14 protein-coding genes are annotated in these 15,808 nt (G+C 69.6%); 12 read left to right on the top strand and 2 right to left on the bottom strand.

Annotated features, from left to right (window positions below; all coding sequences use genetic code 11):
* Positions 1–12: 12 nt before the first annotated feature.
* On the top strand, positions 13–1,158 hold the full coding sequence (locus tag LTT66_RS28105) for an LLM class flavin-dependent oxidoreductase (protein WP_233061540.1): 1,146 nt from the start codon (positions 13–15) through the stop codon (positions 1,156–1,158).
* Positions 1,159–1,291: 133 nt separating this feature from the next.
* Complete coding sequence (locus LTT66_RS28100) at positions 1,292–2,707, top strand: amino acid permease (protein WP_233061538.1); 1,416 nt, start codon at positions 1,292–1,294, stop codon at positions 2,705–2,707.
* A 1-nt stretch (position 2,708) separates the two neighbouring features.
* Here LTT66_RS28100 and LTT66_RS28095 read toward each other — a convergent pair whose 3' ends face one another.
* A complete protein-coding gene (locus LTT66_RS28095) occupies positions 2,709–3,584 on the bottom strand; it encodes a VOC family protein (protein WP_233061536.1) in 876 nt (291 codons plus the stop codon).
* 85 nt (positions 3,585–3,669) lie between these two features.
* Here LTT66_RS28095 and LTT66_RS28090 point away from each other — a divergent pair, with 85 nt between their 5' ends.
* The 8 genes from LTT66_RS28090 to LTT66_RS28055 all read left to right on the top strand — a co-directional run bounded on the left by LTT66_RS28090 (position 3,670) and on the right by LTT66_RS28055 (position 11,814).
* Positions 3,670–4,620 carry an Lrp/AsnC family transcriptional regulator gene (locus LTT66_RS28090; protein WP_233061534.1) on the top strand — a complete coding sequence of 317 codons (951 nt, stop codon included), beginning with the start codon at positions 3,670–3,672 and terminating at the stop codon, positions 4,618–4,620.
* Between the two features lie 190 nt (positions 4,621–4,810).
* Positions 4,811–5,431 (top strand): HAD family hydrolase, encoded by a 621-nt coding sequence (locus LTT66_RS28085; protein WP_233061532.1) that lies wholly within the window; start codon positions 4,811–4,813, stop codon positions 5,429–5,431.
* A 302-nt stretch (positions 5,432–5,733) separates the two neighbouring features.
* Positions 5,734–6,882 carry an acyl-CoA dehydrogenase family protein gene (locus LTT66_RS28080; protein ID WP_233061531.1) on the top strand — a complete coding sequence of 383 codons (1,149 nt, stop codon included), beginning with the start codon at positions 5,734–5,736 and terminating at the stop codon, positions 6,880–6,882.
* 13 nt (positions 6,883–6,895) lie between these two features.
* Complete coding sequence (gene fabG / locus LTT66_RS28075; protein WP_233061529.1) at positions 6,896–7,648, top strand: 3-oxoacyl-ACP reductase FabG; 753 nt, start codon at positions 6,896–6,898, stop codon at positions 7,646–7,648.
* Positions 7,649–7,787: 139 nt separating this feature from the next.
* Positions 7,788–8,390, top strand: coding sequence for a phosphotransferase-like protein (locus LTT66_RS28070; protein ID WP_233061527.1), 603 nt, complete (start codon positions 7,788–7,790; stop codon positions 8,388–8,390).
* A 317-nt stretch (positions 8,391–8,707) separates the two neighbouring features.
* A complete protein-coding gene (locus tag LTT66_RS28065) occupies positions 8,708–9,112 on the top strand; it encodes a zinc ribbon domain-containing protein (RefSeq protein ID WP_233061525.1) in 405 nt (134 codons plus the stop codon).
* Between the two features lie 161 nt (positions 9,113–9,273).
* A complete protein-coding gene (locus LTT66_RS28060; RefSeq protein ID WP_233061523.1) occupies positions 9,274–10,128 on the top strand; it encodes a helix-turn-helix transcriptional regulator in 855 nt (284 codons plus the stop codon).
* A 207-nt stretch (positions 10,129–10,335) separates the two neighbouring features.
* A complete protein-coding gene (locus LTT66_RS28055) occupies positions 10,336–11,814 on the top strand; it encodes a hypothetical protein (protein ID WP_233061521.1) in 1,479 nt (492 codons plus the stop codon).
* A gap of 635 nt (positions 11,815–12,449) precedes the next feature.
* Here LTT66_RS28055 and LTT66_RS28050 read toward each other — a convergent pair.
* Entirely contained in the window at positions 12,450–13,970 is a 1,521-nt protein-coding gene (locus LTT66_RS28050; protein WP_233061519.1) for a catalase, read from the bottom strand.
* A 352-nt stretch (positions 13,971–14,322) separates the two neighbouring features.
* Here LTT66_RS28050 and LTT66_RS28045 point away from each other — a divergent pair, with 352 nt between their 5' ends.
* Both LTT66_RS28045 and LTT66_RS28040 read left to right on the top strand, forming a co-directional pair.
* Positions 14,323–15,372, top strand: coding sequence for a fused (3R)-hydroxyacyl-ACP dehydratase subunits HadA/HadB (locus LTT66_RS28045; protein ID WP_233061518.1), 1,050 nt, complete (start codon positions 14,323–14,325; stop codon positions 15,370–15,372).
* Between the two features lie 162 nt (positions 15,373–15,534).
* Positions 15,535–15,699, top strand: a complete 165-nt coding sequence (locus tag LTT66_RS28040; protein WP_233061516.1) for a hypothetical protein — start codon at positions 15,535–15,537, stop codon at positions 15,697–15,699.
* Positions 15,700–15,808: the final 109 nt, after the last annotated feature.

The raw sequence follows: 15,808 nt of genomic DNA, 5'->3' as shown, positions 1-15,808 counted from the left end.
AGTTGGCTCCGCATGAGTCTGTCGTTCCACTGGTTCCTCCCCACCTACGGCGATTCCCGCGGGCTGGTCGCGGGCGGGCACGGCACGTTCATGTCCGGTGACCGCCCGGCCGGCCTGCGGTATCTGAACCAGATCGGCGCCGCGGCCGAGGACAACGGCTTCGAGGCCGTGCTCACCCCCACCGGCGCGTGGTGCGAGGACGCCTGGCTGACCACCGCGATGATGGTCGAGACCACCGAGACGCTGAAGTTCCTGGTGGCCTTCCGCCCCGGGCTGGTCAGCCCGACGCTCGCGGCGCAGATGGCGGCGACGTTCCAGCGCCACTCCCGGGGCAGGTTGCTGCTCAACGTGGTGACCGGCGGCGAGCCACACGAGCAGCAGGCCTACGGCGACTTCCTGGACAAGACCCAGCGCTACGCCCGCACCGGCGAATTCCTGCACGTGGTGCGCGAACTGTGGACCTCCACCGAGCCGGTGACCTTCGAGGGCGAGCACATCCGGGTGCGGCAGGCACTGCTGAGCAACCGTCCGGACCCGGTGCCGCCGGTGTTCTTCGGCGGTTCCTCCGAACCGGCGGGCCCGATCGCGGCCCGCTACAGCGACACCTATCTGACCTGGGGCGAACCGCTGCCCGCGGTGCGCAGGAAATTGGAGTGGATCCGCCACCTGGCGGTCGGCCACGGGCGCGTGCTCGACTACGGCCTGCGCATCCACGTGATCAGCCGAGACACCTCCGAGCAGGCGTGGGCCGAGGCCGATCGTCTGCTGGCCGGCATCGATCCCGCCGACATCGAGCGGGTGCAGGCCAGTCTGGCGCGCAGCGAATCCGAAGGCCAGCGACGGATGGCGGAACTGCACGGCGGCAGCACCGAGCGGCTGGAGATCGCGCCCAACCTCTGGGCGGGCGTCGGCCTGGTCCGCGGTGGCGCGGGCACCGCGCTGGTCGGCTCGCACGCCGAAGTCGCCGATCGGCTGGCCGAATACGCCGAGCTGGGCATCGAGCACTTCATCCTCTCCGGCTACCCCCATCTGGAAGAGGCGTACTGGTTCGGCGAAGGCGTGCTGCCGATCCTGGAGCGCAAGGGCCTGTGGCGGCATCCCCACCGCGTGGCCCGCGTCGCCGCCGCCACGCCCTTCGCCACGTCCCCCAGCAGCTGAGCGACCCGCGGCCGGTGCGGGAACGCACCACCCGCAACACCCCAGCTATTCCCAGCCGCGGCTACGCGGCGAGAATGGTCCATCGGTTCGGCATACCGGGCCGCGACCGACGGACCGTTCTCGTAAGGGAGTCATGACCACCGCATCAGCCCGGCGATGGCGCCGCCGCCTGCCCGACACCGCCACAACCGAGGCGGGCGCGCCCACGCTGGCGCGCAGGCTCGGGCGACTCGACCTCACCGCCATGGGCGTCGGCACCATCGTCGGTGCGGGAATCTTCGTCATCACCGGCGTCGCCGCCGCCGAGAAGGCCGGGCCCGCCATCGTGCTGTCGTTCGCGCTGGCGGGAGCGGTGTGCGTGCTGGTGGCGCTGTGCTACAGCGAACTCGCGGCGATGGTGCCGGTCTCCGGCAGCGCTTACACCTATACGTACGCGACCCTCGGCGAAGGACCGGCGTTCCTGGTCGGCTGGAACCTGCTGCTGGAGTTCGTCATCGCGGGAGCCGCGGTGGCGATCGGCTGGTCCGGCACCACCGTGTCCGCGCTGGACTCGCTGTTCGGCCTCACCGTTCCGCACGCAATCGCCGCGGGGCCCGCCGAAGGCGGCGTGGTGAATCTGCCCGCCGTGTTGATCGTCGCCGTCGTCGTCGCGGTGCTGGCCGGTGAGGTCACCTTCACCGCGCGCATCACCAAAGTGCTGGTGGGCGTGACCATCGGCGTGCTCGTGCTGGTGATCGCCGTCGGCGCACCGCACGTCGAGGTGGACAACTGGACCCCGTTCGCCCCGTTCGGGGTCGGGGGCGTAGTCGGGGGCGCGGCGATCGCCTTCTTCGCCTTCCTCGGTTTCGACGTGGTCGCCGCCTCGGCGGAGGAGGCCCGCAACCCGCGCCGCGACGTCCCGTTCGCCATCATCGGCACGGTGCTCATCGCCACCGCGCTCTACGCGCTGGTCAGCGTCGTGCTCACCGGCATGGTGCCGTTCGCGACGCTGAACAACAGCGCGCCGATCGCGACCGCGTTCGGCGCGGTGCGCATCGGATGGATCGGCGACGTCATCGTGATCGCCTCGATCGTCGCGCTGACCAAGGGCCTGCTGCTGATCGTGTACGCGCAGGTTCGATTGATGTTCGCGATGTGCCGCGACAGGCTGCTCCCCTACCGCCTCGCGGCGACCGGGAAACGCTCGACTCCGGTGCGGCTGACGGTGCTGCTCGGGGCGATCGGCGCGATCATCGCCGGGCTCCTGCCGATCGATATCGTGGTCGAACTGGTCAACATCGGCGCCCTGTCGGCGTTCGCGGTGGTATGCGTGGGCGTGCTGGTGCTGCGCCGGGTGGAACCCGAGCGCGAACGCCCGTTCCGCACTCCGCTCGTGCCGCTGGTTCCGATCCTCGCGCTGATCGGCTGCGTCCTGCTGGCGACCACCCTCGAGGCGCTGACCTGGGTGCGGTTCGGTGTCTGGGTGCTGGTGGGTATCGCCGTCTACCTCGGATACGGCCGCAAGCGCTCCACCCTCGCCGAACCCCGCCCCGGCCCGCCTCCTGCCTGAGTCAGTCCGTCACGAAGAACAGCCCTGCGCCGTAGGCGTCCCGCGCGGAAACGAAGAAGCCCTCGTCGGTCGCGCGGACCGGCACACCCGCCTTCCCGATGACCGCGCGCGCGACGGCCAGATCGTGCACGGCGATGGTCATGGCGGCCAGGTAGGACGGTGCGGGCGCCGCCTCGTCCGGCAACACGGCGCCCGCCTGGGACGCGCGCACCAGCTCCAGCCGTCCCGAGCCCATCTCCAACACGGTCAGCGGCCCTTTTCGCACGGCGGCCACGGCCAGGATGCGACCGTAGCGTTCGACGGTCGCGTCGAACGCGTCATCGTCCACCACGATCAGCACGGCGGCGATGGCGCGGGCGCCGTTCGGATGCGACAGATAGCGCGGCTGGTGAACGTATTCGCGGGTGAGATGTTGCGCGACGCCCAGCAGCGCCTCCGGTGTCGACGCCGGGTCGACGTGCACGGCCCGCGCGCGCACCGTGCGGATGCCGTCCTCGGTCTCGACGTCGCGCTCCAGGTCGAGCACGCCGGTCGCGCGCACGCCCGCCGCCGTGAGCTGCCGCAGCGCCGACTCCGCGTCGACGGTTTCGAAATTGAGCAGGCGGAAGCCCTCGTACTGGTCGGCCATCGCCCTGGTGTGCCACGGGTCCGGCGCGGACTCGTCCACGATGCCGAGCAGTTCGAGGTAGGAACCCCCGAACAGCGCGCAGCGGTTGGCCGTGCATCCGGGTGTGGGCGGTTCGCCCGGTCGCGCGCTCAGCAGGTGCCGGGAGCGGGGACTGAGGGTGAAGCCGAGGTCGAGGTAGCGGCGTTCCAGACCGTCCAGATCACGAGTCAGGATTCCGGTGTGGTGGATGGCGTCGATCGGTTTCTGCACGCCGACGATGCTCGTCCGGCCCCGGCGCGCCTGCCCGTCACCACGGCGGATCCGCCGGATTCCGACATTGCCCTACCCTGACGTGGTGGATTCGGTCAGCTTGGACGACATCGACCGAAGTTTGCTGCACGCCTTGCAGCTCGACGGTCGTGCGCCGTTCAGCAGGCTCGCACCGGTGCTGGACGTCTCCGAGCGCACACTGGCGCGCCGCTACCGGCGCCTGCTCGACACCGGAGGACTGCGGGTCACCGGGATCGCCGATACCGGACGCGTCGGTCACGCCGAGTGGCTGGTCCGCCTGCGGGTCCGGCCGGAGGCCACCGCCGCATTGGCCCGCGCGCTGGCCGGCCGCGCCGACACCGCCTGGGTGACGGTCATCGCCGGTGGCGCCGAACTGGTCTGCTTGTTCCGCGTCCCCGGCGACGCTCCCCTGCCCGAACTCGCCCGCCACCCGGCCGTCGGGACCGTGGACGCCCACCGCGTGCTGCGGCACATCATGCAACGTCGCTGGCAGGGCCGGATGTCGGCGCTGTCCACCGAGCAGAGCGCGGCCCTGCGTGCGCCCGCGGCGGACCCACCCGCACCGGTGACGCCGAGCGAACTGGATCAGCGTCTGATTCCCGCGCTGGCCGCCGATGGGCGGGCGACCTATCCGCGACTCGCGCGGACCGTCGGCTGGTCGGAATCCGCGGTGCGGCGGCGGGTCGAGGAACTGCGCGACGCCCGGGTGCTCGGTTTCGACGTCGAGATCGATCCCGCGCTGTTCGGGTTCACCGTGCAGAGCCTGTTGTGGCTGACCGTCGCCCCCGCGCATCTGCTCGCCGTCGCGACCGCGCTGGCCGACGATCCGGAGGCGGCGTTCGTCGCCGCGACCACCGGACCGCACAATCTGCTGGCGTGCGTCGTCTGCCGCGACGCGGACGCCCTGTTCCGCTACACCACCGAGCGGCTCGGCGCGCTGCGCGGGATCGATCGGATGGAGATCGGGCCGATCAGCGGCTACGCCAAGCGCGCGGCGCCACCGCGGCGCACCTGACGCACGTTTGCACTCGCTGCCGAATCCGAAGGGCAACAGCTACTTTCGCGACATCGAGTGCAACCTGGGTTCCACGTGAATCACGGCCGCGGCCCCCTGCTGTCCATCGGCCCGCATGCTCCCGCCGCGGAGTTGTGAATCACAACAGCCGACCCGGCGCACCGGAGCGCAGGCGATTAGGGTCGTGTGGGTGACCTGGACCGTGGGCTTCGACCTCGACATGACGCTGATCGATTCCCGGCCGGGTGTCGCTCGAGCCATCGACCTGCTCGGCGCCGAGTTCGATCTGCCGCTGTGCGGGACGACGTTCGCCGATCGGCTCGGCCCGCCGCTGGCCACCTTGCTCGTCGAAGCGGGCGCGCCCGAGGAACTGGTTCCCGCCCTGGTGACCCGCTACCGAGCGCTCTATCCGACGCTGGTCTCGACCATTCCCCCGATGCCGGGCGCGCAGGCCGCGCTGGCGGCCGTCGCGGGCAACGACGGACGGGTGCTCGTGGTCACCGGCAAGCACGCCCCGCTGGCTCAGCTGCACATCGCCGAACTCGGTTGGCGCGTGGACCATCTCGCGGGTGACCTCTGGTCGGCGGGCAAGGCGGCGACGCTGCGCGAACAGGGCGCGGATCTGTTCGTCGGCGACCACGTCGGCGACATGAACGGCGCGCGGGCCGCGGAGGTGTTCGCGGTGGGCGTCAGCACCGGGCCGTGCACGGCCGAGGAACTGCGCGCGGCCGGCGCGGACGTGGTGCTCACGAGCCTCACCGAGTTCCCCGCCTGGCTCGCGACCGAATTCCGGGCGGTCACCACCGGTTGACCGCAGCGTCAGCCCGTTCGGCGGCGCGTACACCCGGCGCGGAATGCGGTGTCGACCTGGCCGTATCGGCCGTCGAACCGAGAGATTCCTGGTGTCCGCCTCCGTTCCGGAACGAGGCACCCCGCACATCCGATCGGAGGGCGCTTGCCCGAGCCCGAGATTTCGGGCGGGCTTTTCGAGTACGCCCTGCCGTCGCGGCCGAGATTTCACGCACCTCAACCGAGCAGCGGAACTCGATCGCTCCGCAGCATTCTTCCGTCAAAACTTGCGGTGCTAGTTTAGCTGTCGCTAGCCTACTGCTCATGAACCTCGAACTGTCCGACGAGCAGACGGCGGCACGGCAGCTCGCGGCCGATTTCGTCGACCGGGAAGTCGCCCCGCACGCCGCCCGGTGGGACCGCGAGGAAGGCGTGGACCGGGCGATCGTCGGCCGCCTCGGTGCCCTGGGATTCCTCGGGCTCACCATTCCCGAGCAGTACGGCGGCAGCGGGGGCGACCACCTCACCTACTGCCTGGTCCTGGAGGAGTTGGGGCGTGGCGATTCGGCTGTGCGCGGCATCGTCTCGGTCTCCCTGGGCTTGGTCGCCAAGTCGATTCACCACTTCGGCACCGAGGAGCAGAAGCAGAGCTGGCTCACGCGGCTCGTCGCGGGCGAGGCACTCGGCTGTTTCGCGCTCACCGAGCCGGGCACCGGGTCCGACGCCGCACAGTTGCGCACCCGTGCCGTGCGCGACGGCTCGGACTGGATCCTGTCGGGCACCAAGATGTTCATCACCAATGGCACCTGGGCCGAGGTGGCGCTGGTATTCGCGCGCACCGGCGGCGAAGGACACCGGGGCATCACCGCGTTCCTGGTGCCGACCGACTCGCCGGGATTCACCGCACGCGAGATCCACGGCAAGCTGGGGCTGCGGGGGCAGGCCACCGCCGAGCTCGTGCTCGACGGGGTGCGGGTGCCCGACAGCGCCCGGCTACACGCCGAGGGCAAAGGCTTCACCGTGGCGATGGCCGCCCTGGCCAAGGGCCGCATGTCGGTCGCGGCCGGATGTGTCGGCTTGGCCAAGGCGTGCCTCGACGCCGCGGTGGGCTACGCCACCCAGCGCGAACAATTCGGTAAGCCGATCGCGGCACACCAGCTCGTCCAGGAACTGCTCGCCGACATCGCACTGGATGTGGACGCGGCGCGGCTGCTGGTGTGGCGGGTCGCCGATCTCATCGACCGCGGCGAGGACTTCGCCGTGGCGTCCTCGCAGGCGAAGCTGTTCGCTTCCGAGGCCGCGGTCCGTGCGGCCGACCGCGCGGTGCAGGTGTTCGGCGGGTACGGCTACATCGACGAGTTCCCCGTCGGCAAGTACCTCCGCGACGCCAAGGTGATGACCCTCTACGAGGGGACGAGCCAGATCCAGAAATTGCTCATCGGCCGCGCCCTCACCGGCGTCGCCGCGTTCTGACCGGAGGATTTCGATGCATCGCTTCACCGATCGGGTCGCCGTCGTCACCGGCGCGGCCCAGGGTATCGGCGCGGCCACCGCGCTGCGCCTGGCCCGCGAGGGCGCGGCCGTCGCCGTACTGGACCGCAACGCTCCGGACGAGACCACCGCGCAGATCACCGCGGCGGGCGGCGTGGCGCGCGGTTACATCTGCGATGTCACCGAGCGCGAATCGGTGCAGACCGCGTTCGACCGCGTCGCCACCGATTTGGGCAGCCCGCAGATCTTGGTGAACAACGCGGGCATCACCCGCGACGACCTGTTCTTCCGCCTGTCCGAACCGGACTGGCACGCGGTGCTCGCCGTGAATCTGACCGGCGCCTACCACTGCGCGCAGGTCGCCCAGAGGTTCATGGTGGCCCAGCGTTACGGCAGGATCGTGTCGCTGTCGAGCCGGTCGGCGCTCGGCAATCGCGGCCAGGCCAATTACGCGGCCGCCAAAGCGGGCATCCAGGGACTGACCGCGACGCTCGCCCTCGAACTCGGCCCGTACGGTGTCACCGTCAACGCGGTGGCGCCCGGTTATATCGCCACCGCGATGACCGCCGCCACCGCGAACCGCGTCGGCTTGAACGCCGAGGACCACCAGAAGGCCGCCGCGGAACGTACCCCGCTGGGCCGGGTGGGACAGCCCGAGGAGGTCGCCGCGGTGATCGCCTTCCTCGCCAGCGACGAGGCCGGCTACGTCAGCGGCCAGACCCTGTACGTCAACGGCGGCGCCCGCTGACCGACGCCGACCGCTCGGACCGAGGCGCCCGTCCCGGTCCAGCGGCAACGCGCCGATGCCATGCCCCCGCTGCCCGGCCTCGCGCGTACCTGGTGAGCAGCCGAGTGCACACCCCTGATCGGCCGCATAATCTGGCCGGATGCCCAGCGCAGAACGCCCCAGCCGAGTCATTTTCCTCAACGGAACCTCGAGCTCCGGCAAAACCACCTTGGCCCGCGCCATCCAGGACGAGAGCCACACCCCGTTCGTCTACTGGGGCATCGACATCCTGTTCAGCATGGTGCCGCCGAACTGGGGCGGTGGCCGCGACGGCCCACTCAGCCGCCACGGATTCTGGTACGACCGCACCAGCTGCGACGTGGACGGCGACCCGTGCGTGGTCATCCGCTACGGCCACGTGGGACGGCGCATGCTGCTATCCGCGTGCGCCGCGGCCGCCGAATTCGCCCACCGCGGTGACCATCTGGTCATCGATGAGATGCTGCTGACTCCCGATCTACTGCCGGTCTGGATGGATGCGCTGGCCGGCCTGGACGTTCAGCTGGTCCACGTCACCTGCCCACTGGCCGTCGCGCAACAGCGGGAACTGACTCGCCGCAACGAAAACGGGCTGGCCCGAGGCCACTTCCGCACGGTTCACGACCACGGATACACCTACGACACGATTGTCGACACGACCACAGGAACGCCCGCCGAACTCGCCAGAGCCGTACTGCGACGACAGCGGACCACGCACGAGTGACGCCGTCCTCTCGCCGAGTTCGATTCTGTCGCGCGGCAGTTCCACAGGCTGCCGACGGCGCGATGTCCGACGGTCGTCTTCCGGACTCCGCCGGCGTCCGCTCGTCGGCCACAGCGATCGGAAAGCAATGCGGTGGGCACCTCACTCCAGGTGGAATAACAGGATTCGAGACGCGCCATTCAGATGTTCGAGTAACCGGTCCGTTAACTCGAGCCGCTGTCTGGTCGATCTACTACTGTGACCGACATCAGATTCGCTATTTTCGGGGGTTTCCCATGCTGATATTCGGCTGGCAGAGGCGTATCCACACGCTCGTCATGATCACTGCGGTCTGCGGCCGCTGCGGCAATCCCGCCGCACACGCGCTGCGCAAACTCGTCACCAAGTTCACGCTGTTCTTCATCCCGCTCCTCCCACTGAGCACCAAGCACTACCTGGAATGCACCTGGTGCGGCGCATCGTCACCGATCGCCGCACCTCAGGTCCCCGGCTTGGTCGCCCGCGCCAACGCCGAGACGATGAGTCCCGGCCACTCGGCCCCCGGCGGCCCCAACGCGCACCGGCAGCAGCCCGCCCCCGGCGCACCCATCCCCCAATGGCAGCAACAACCCACCGCCGGAGCACCTGATGCCCCATGGCCGCAGCAGCCCGCGCCCGGTGCGCCCAACTTCCACTCGCCGCAGCCCACCCACACCCCCAACGCGTACTGGCAGCAGCGCTGACCCGGGCAACCCACGCTCCCCAACAGCAGTTCGCGCCGCAGTAACCTGGTCAGCCGGTACGCCGGCCGGCCAGGTGTGCCCGGCATCGGGGCACCAGGGCCGTCAGCGCCTGGGAGCAGCGATCCCGGCCCGGCGACGACCGCCTGCGGCATTATCGAGATGTGGATCGAACCGAGCTGGCCGCGTTGCTCAAACTGGCACGCGACCGAGTGCGTCCGGGCGATGTCGGCCTGCCCGCGGGGCCGCGCAGACAGGTGCCGGGGCTGCGCCGCGAAGAGGTCGCCCAGCTGGCCGGGGTCAGCGTCGACTACGTCGTGCGCTTGGAGCAGGGGCGCGGGCCCCGTCCGTCCAGCTCGGTGCTGGCCGCGCTCGCCCGCGCGCTGCGGCTCAACGACGAAGATCGCGCCTTGCTGTTCCAGTTCGCGGGCGCGGCTCCCCCGCAGCAGGGCCGCATCGATATGGTGGTGCGGCCGAGCGTCTTACGTCTGCTGGACCGGATGGCGGACCTGCCCGCGCTGGTGCTGTCGGCGAAAGCCGATGTGCTGGCGTGGAATCCGATGGCGGCCGCGCTGCTGGGCGATTTCTCCGCATGGCCGCCCGCCCAGCGCAACATCATCTGGCAGCGTTTCCTCGGCACCGAGCCGGGCCGGGTCGCCATGTCGCCCGCCGAAGCGGACAACGCCGCGTCCTTCTCGGTCGCCGGCCTGCGCAGCGCCCGCGCACGCTACCCGGATGATCCCGGCCTCCTGCGCTTGGTCTCCGAACTCCGTTCGCGCAGTCCACGATTCGAGCAGTTGTGGACCGCGCGACGGTCCGGGCAGTGGCGCAGTGCGACCAAGACGATCGACCACCCAGATTTCGGATCCCTGCGGCTGGACTGCGACACCTTGCTGGTCCCGGACACCGACCAAGCCGTCGTGGTCTACTCGGCGGCGCCCGGGAGCCGGGAAGCCTCGGCGCTGGAGGTGTTGCGGGTGACCGGCACCCAAAGGTTCACGGCGGAGCCCTCCGGGTAACTACCGCGCTCGACCGGACCGTCCATCAGCACCGGCAGCGTGTCCGCGTCGCCGGGCGCCCGCGCAGCTCCCACGGACGCCCTTGGATGCGGAATCGCCGCATGTGTTCCGGGGTCTTGCCCTCGGCGTCGAGCTGTCCCGCTGCGGCCGGTAGAGCATGGGCGCGGGCGCGATGTTCGGTTCGTCCTCGCTGGGTACGACTGTGACGTGGCCCGACGGAGTGAAGCGCTCGAGGGCGGAACGGCGTTCCTGGCTACCGCGGTGGCCGGGCTGCTGCTGGTCGTGCCGGTCAGCTACGACCGGACCTGCCTTTGCACGCCCTACCAGGTCAACCGACTGGTCCTCAGCGTGCCCCGGGAGGCGACGATCGGGGTGCTGGTCGCGGCGGTCACGGCCGTGGTGGCGGTCAGTCTGGCCCGCTCGCGCACCGCGTGGTGGATCGCGCTGGGGGCCACACTGCTGCTGTTGATCACCTACACCATCGAAGCGCACAGCGCCTCACCGGATATCTTGACGACCGCGGCATACCTCGACGCGATCGGCAGTGGAATCCTGCTCGGCGCGACGGGCGTGGCGGTGCTCGGCCGCCGCATTCCCGCGACCGGTTTCGTGCTGGGCGGCGTGGGCGGTTTCGTCGTCATCACGCTCTCGCAGGCCTCGGGCCTGCTGGGGAATCCGCATCGCGCGACGTCCGAACCGCACGTGTGGTCGGTATTCGGAACGCAGCCCCTCTGGTTGCTCGCGGCGGTGGTCGTGCTGATCCTGGCGTGTCAGCTGGTCACGCGAGAACGGTTCACGCCGGCACCGATCTACCCGGAGCTGCCGCTCAGTCCGGTGATCGCCGCGATCGTGCTGGTGATGACGGAACTGGCCGTCGTGCAGTGGCGCTTCCGCCACGGTGACGGCGGCGTCGAGCTACTCGTGACGGCACTGTGCACCCTGCTGGCCGCGACCGTCGCGGCATGGCTGCTGCCGCGCCGGGACGGGATCGCGGTCTATCTCGCGGTCGCGCTCAGCGCCACCGGCAGCGCGGTGGGCAACGGGCCGCGACCGGCATGGAGCGTGCCCCTGCTGCTGGGGCTGATCGTGCTGGGTTACCTGGCCGGAATCCGAAGGTGGAATCGGCCGTCCGGAACCCGGTCGGGGAAGCCGCCTGCTCGAATCCGTTTACCGAATCCGCTGGTCGGTGCGGGGCTGCTCGCGGCTGTCGCGCTACTCGCCGCCATCGCTCCGGCAGATGGCGTGCGCAACTTCACCACGGCCGCGCTCGCCTGCGCCGCGGGATACTGCGCGGCCTTCATCCGGCCGCGAACCGCGGGCAGCATCCTGGCGATCGCGGTCCTGTGGCGGCCGTCCACCGTGGCGCCGATTCGTACCGAGTCCTTCGACTGGACGATGGTTCCGCCGCGGTATCTCGGCGACTGGGGCCCCCTTACCGTGGTCTCCGGTTCGGGATGGGCGGCGTTCGCCATCGTGGTCGGCTGCGCGATCGGCCTCGCGATCCGCGCCGTGCCGAAGAACTACCCCTCTCGGATCGCCGTGCTGCAGCCGCAGCGGCGATACGGCCTGATCAACGGCCAAGTGGTCCCGAAGCGATGGCGGCCGCCCGAGCCGAACTCGTCGAACCGAGTTGCCCGGCGCGCGTTGTGGGTAGCGCGAAGACATGGTGACCACAACGTTTCATGACCGGCGCCGATGGTCGACGTCGCAGGCAAGGCCGCGATCGCGGGACGCCTATCGCTATGCCGTCGGAGCGGTTCGTGGGCCGTGATCGGGAATCAGTCGGCCGAGCGGCATTTGCGGCTGGGGCGGCGCGGGCGGAAGGAATCGCAGGATTCCGGAGAAGCCCGGGAATCCACCGGGTATGGGTACCTCCGCCGGACTATCGGGTGCCCCGCTCGACGCGGGGTGCGCGCTCGCGGGCGCGGCGCCGAGCGCTGCCGCGACGGCCAGGGCGACAGCGCCCGCCGCGACGGCCCGCCACGAACTTCGGTGCGAGCGTCGATCAGATCGAATATCGGCGTCGAACGCCATGGCGCGGTCCTCCGATCTCCGTCGGCAGGCCCGGCGCGACCCATGGGGTGCCACAGGGACGTCACCGAGCCTCGAAATGATTCGATACACCACGGTGCTGTCGGTCCACTGGATCCGGCAGTCATGCTTCCGCAGGAAACCGGAACGCCCGAACGAGACACACGCACGGGCGATAACGAAGCGATCACAAACCGTCTTGCCACGTCACACGGGCGTGCCCGCTCGCCGGGCCGGGCGGCAAGCGGGCACGCCGAAGCGACCGCCGTCACGCTCGACGGAGGCGTCGATCAGGCTTTGGCCTGCGCCGACGAGCGAGCCGGATTGGCCTGGGCGGCCGCCTTCGGGTCGCGTTCGTCCTGCTTCGCGCGCACCCCGGACTCGACCCGGTCGCCGAGATCCTTGTCGACGTTGCGCCAGTACTCGAACGCTCGCTCCAGCACGGGCGCGGAGACACCGTTGAGCAGGTGTCCGACAATGTTGTCCACCAGCCGCTCGCGCGCCGCGTCGTCGAGCACGTCGCGGACCATGGTCCCGGCTTGACCCCAATCGTCGTCGTCGCGGTGCAGGGTGTACGCCGAGCGCACGAGCTCGCCGTCGGCGTACCAGGTCGCGGGCGGGCCCGCGGCGGCGGGATCGGCGTGCGGGCCGCCCTTCGAGTTCGGCACATAGACCGGGTCGCCCGGGTTGTGGTGGCGCAGCGCGCCGTCCTTGCTGTAGGAACGGACGGTGGTGGCGTGCGGCGTATTGACCGGCACCTCCTTGTAATTGGCGCCGATGCGGTACCGGTGGGCGTCGGGGTAGGAGAACCAGCGGGCCATCAGCATCTTGTCCGGGCTCGGACCGGTGCCCGGCACCGAATTGCTCGGCTCGAACGCCGCCTGCTCGATCTCGGTGTGGTAGTCCGCCGGATTGCGGTTGAGCGTCATCCTGCCGACGTCGATCAGCGGATAGTCGCGGTGCGGCCAGACCTTCGTGAGGTCGAAGGGGTTGAACCGGTAGGTCTTCGCCTCGTCGAACGGCATGATCTGCATCTTCAGCGTCCAGCTCGGATAGTTGCCGCCTTCGATCGACTCCCACAGGTCGCGCGTGTGGTAGTCGGTGTCCATCGAGGCCATCTGATCGCCTTCGTGCTGGGTGAAGAACTCGATGCCCTGATCGGTCTTGAAGTGGTACTTGACCCAGAAGCGTTCCCCGGCGGCGTTCACCCACATATAGGTGTGACTGGAATAGCCGTTCATGTGCCGCCAGGTACGTGGGATGCCGCGGTCACCCATCAACCAGGTCACCTGGTGGGCGGATTCGGGCGAGAGCGTCCAGAAGTCCCACTGCATGTCGTGGTCGCGCAGATTGTTGTCGGCGCGGCGCTTCTGGGAACGGATGAAATCCTGGAACTTCATCGGGTCGCGGACGAAGAAGATCGGCGTGTTGTTGGCGACCATGTCGAAATTGCCCTGCTCGGTATAGAACTTCAGGGCGAACCCGCGCGGATCCCGCCAGGTGTCCGGGCTGCCGCGCTCGCCCGCCACGGTGGAGAACCGGGCCAGCATCTCGGTCTTCTTGCCCGGCTGGAACACGTCGGCCATCGTGTACGCGCTCACGTCGTGGGTGACCTCGAAGACGCCGAACGCGCCGCCGCCCTTCGCGTGCGGCTGACGCTCTGGCACCCGTTCGCGGTTGAACGCCGCCATCTTCTCGATGAGATACCAGTCCTGCAGCAGGATCGGTCCATCCGGCCCGACGGTCAGCGAATGCTCGTCGCTGGGAACCGGGATTCCGGCGTCGTCGGTGGTGTAGTTCGGAACAGGCATTTCTCTCCTCTCCTCCGAGCACGGGCGAAAGCCCGGCGGCCAATCGTCGGGACGGGCGGCGCGGTACCGCGGTGCGTGGCGGCGATGGTTCAGGGGTCGGCGGGACGCTGATGCCGGTCGGCTCTTGGAGCCGGACTGCCGCAGCCCTCGCCGACCGAATGCCGCGATGGCCGTTCCGTCGGTTCTGTCGATCGACTTCCCAGGGGCCCGCTCCTCAAACTGCCGTTGACCGGGGCAGCGCCAGTTCGAGCGGCGGGCGGACGCGACCTGTTCGCCGAGGCCGTCGGGCGCGAAACGGCGTGCGTTGCGGGGTGACCGGAATTCCGGCCTCGGTTGGGTAGATTCCCCCGCGATGTCCAGAATCCCTGCCCCATCGGGTGCGAACGAAGTGACCGATCCCGCGGTTCCCGCCTCGATGGTCGGGCGCCGGTATCGCAGCGGCGATCACTATGAGGTCGGTCGCGAGAAGATCCGCGAGTACGCCCGCGCGGTGCGCAATCATCATCCCGCGCACTGGTCGGAGGACGCCGCCGCAGACCTCGGCTACGACGGCCTGCTCGCTCCCCCGACCTTCGGGGCGGTGCCCGGCTACCTGGCCTACGCCGAAGTGTTCGACACGATCCTGCCCGGCTACGACCTGAGCCGGACCATTCAAACCGATCAGATGATCGAATTCCACCGCCCGCTCCTGGCCGGTGACCGGATCGGCTTCGAGATGTGCCTGGACTCGTTCCGGCACGCGTTCGGCGGCGATCTCATCGGTTTGCGCCAGACCATGCTGGACCAGGACGATCAGCCCGTCCTCACCTCTCGGACCAGTTTGGTCGGACGGTCCGACGAGGCTCTTCCGCCGTGGTTCGACGCGGTAGTGATGCACGGCGCGCGCCCGGAAGCACAGCGGGCTCGCCGGGCGCCGCAGCCGCGATACGTGGGAAACGACACCGAGCCGGTGAGCGCGGCGCGCACCGCACCGGCGGGCAAGCGGCTGCTCCGGTTCGACGCGGTGGCTCCCGGGGCGGAGCTTCCCCCGCGCACCCTCACGGTGAGCCGGGGCGACCTGGTCAACTACGCCGGAGTCGCCGGCGACCCCAATCCCATCCATTGGAGTACCGAGACGGCCGCGCGGATGGGGCTGGAAACCGTTGTCGCCCAGGGCATGTACACTATCGGTCTCAGTGTGGACTTGATCACGTCGTGGCTGGGCGACCCCGTCGGCCTGCGCTCCTACAACGTGCGCCTGACCAATCCCGTCCACGTAGGCGTGACCGGCGGCAGCATCGAATTCTCGGGCCGGGTGAAACACCTGGATGCGCGGACACGCACCGCCACCCTCGCGATCACCGCCGAGCACGACGGACGCAGGATCTTCGGTCGCGCGACGGCCGAGGTCGTCCTCGCGTGATCCCAGCAACTGTTCGCGGCACCGGAATCATGGGTTTGGTCCGGAGACGCCGGGGCACGTTGGAGTACGGAGCGCGCGGCCGCCGGGATCGGCGGATGCGAACTCGGCACCCGATCGAGTGGGCAGCAGGCCCGCTCGCACCCGAAAGGACCGGTATCTGTCGTGGTTGTGCTTCTTGCTGTGATCGGCTCGGCTTCCCTTGCCGTGATCGCGGTCCATGCCACGGTCGTCGCACGCAGCTTGGCGGAACTTCGCTCCCCGCGCCGCGCCGCCGCGGCGCGGGAGGACGTGCGGGACACCGCGCGGCTCACGGGCACCTCGGTCTGATTCTCGGCGGCACCGTTCGCCGTCCTTCCCTTCCACGCAGGTCAACGCCTCATGTCTCGATCGGATAAAAGATCCGATACGATCTTGGCTGGCTCTCGGTCCAGCAAAC

Source organism: Nocardia gipuzkoensis, from assembly GCF_021183645.1.
GTDB lineage: Bacteria > Actinomycetota > Actinomycetes > Mycobacteriales > Mycobacteriaceae > Nocardia > Nocardia abscessus.
The sequence above is the reverse complement of the archived record's forward strand: the minus strand, read 5'-3'. Positions and strand labels throughout refer to the sequence as shown.

Bases quoted from the DNA above. Each gene is read 5' to 3' on its own strand.
- fabG (WP_233061529.1), top strand. From the start codon at position 6,896: ATGCATCGCTTCACCGATCGGGTCGCCGTCGTCACCGGCGCGGCCCAG.
- LTT66_RS28050 (WP_233061519.1), bottom strand. From the start codon at position 13,970: ATGCCTGTTCCGAACTACACCACCGACGACGCCGGAATCCCGGTTCCC.
- LTT66_RS28080 (WP_233061531.1), top strand. From the start codon at position 5,734: ATGAACCTCGAACTGTCCGACGAGCAGACGGCGGCACGGCAGCTCGCG.
- LTT66_RS28100 (WP_233061538.1), top strand. From the start codon at position 1,292: ATGACCACCGCATCAGCCCGGCGATGGCGCCGCCGCCTGCCCGACACC.
- LTT66_RS28045 (WP_233061518.1), top strand. From the start codon at position 14,323: ATGTCCAGAATCCCTGCCCCATCGGGTGCGAACGAAGTGACCGATCCC.
- LTT66_RS28105 (WP_233061540.1), top strand. From the start codon at position 13: ATGAGTCTGTCGTTCCACTGGTTCCTCCCCACCTACGGCGATTCCCGC.
- LTT66_RS28065 (WP_233061525.1), top strand. From the start codon at position 8,708: ATGATCACTGCGGTCTGCGGCCGCTGCGGCAATCCCGCCGCACACGCG.
- LTT66_RS28070 (WP_233061527.1), top strand. From the start codon at position 7,788: ATGCCCAGCGCAGAACGCCCCAGCCGAGTCATTTTCCTCAACGGAACC.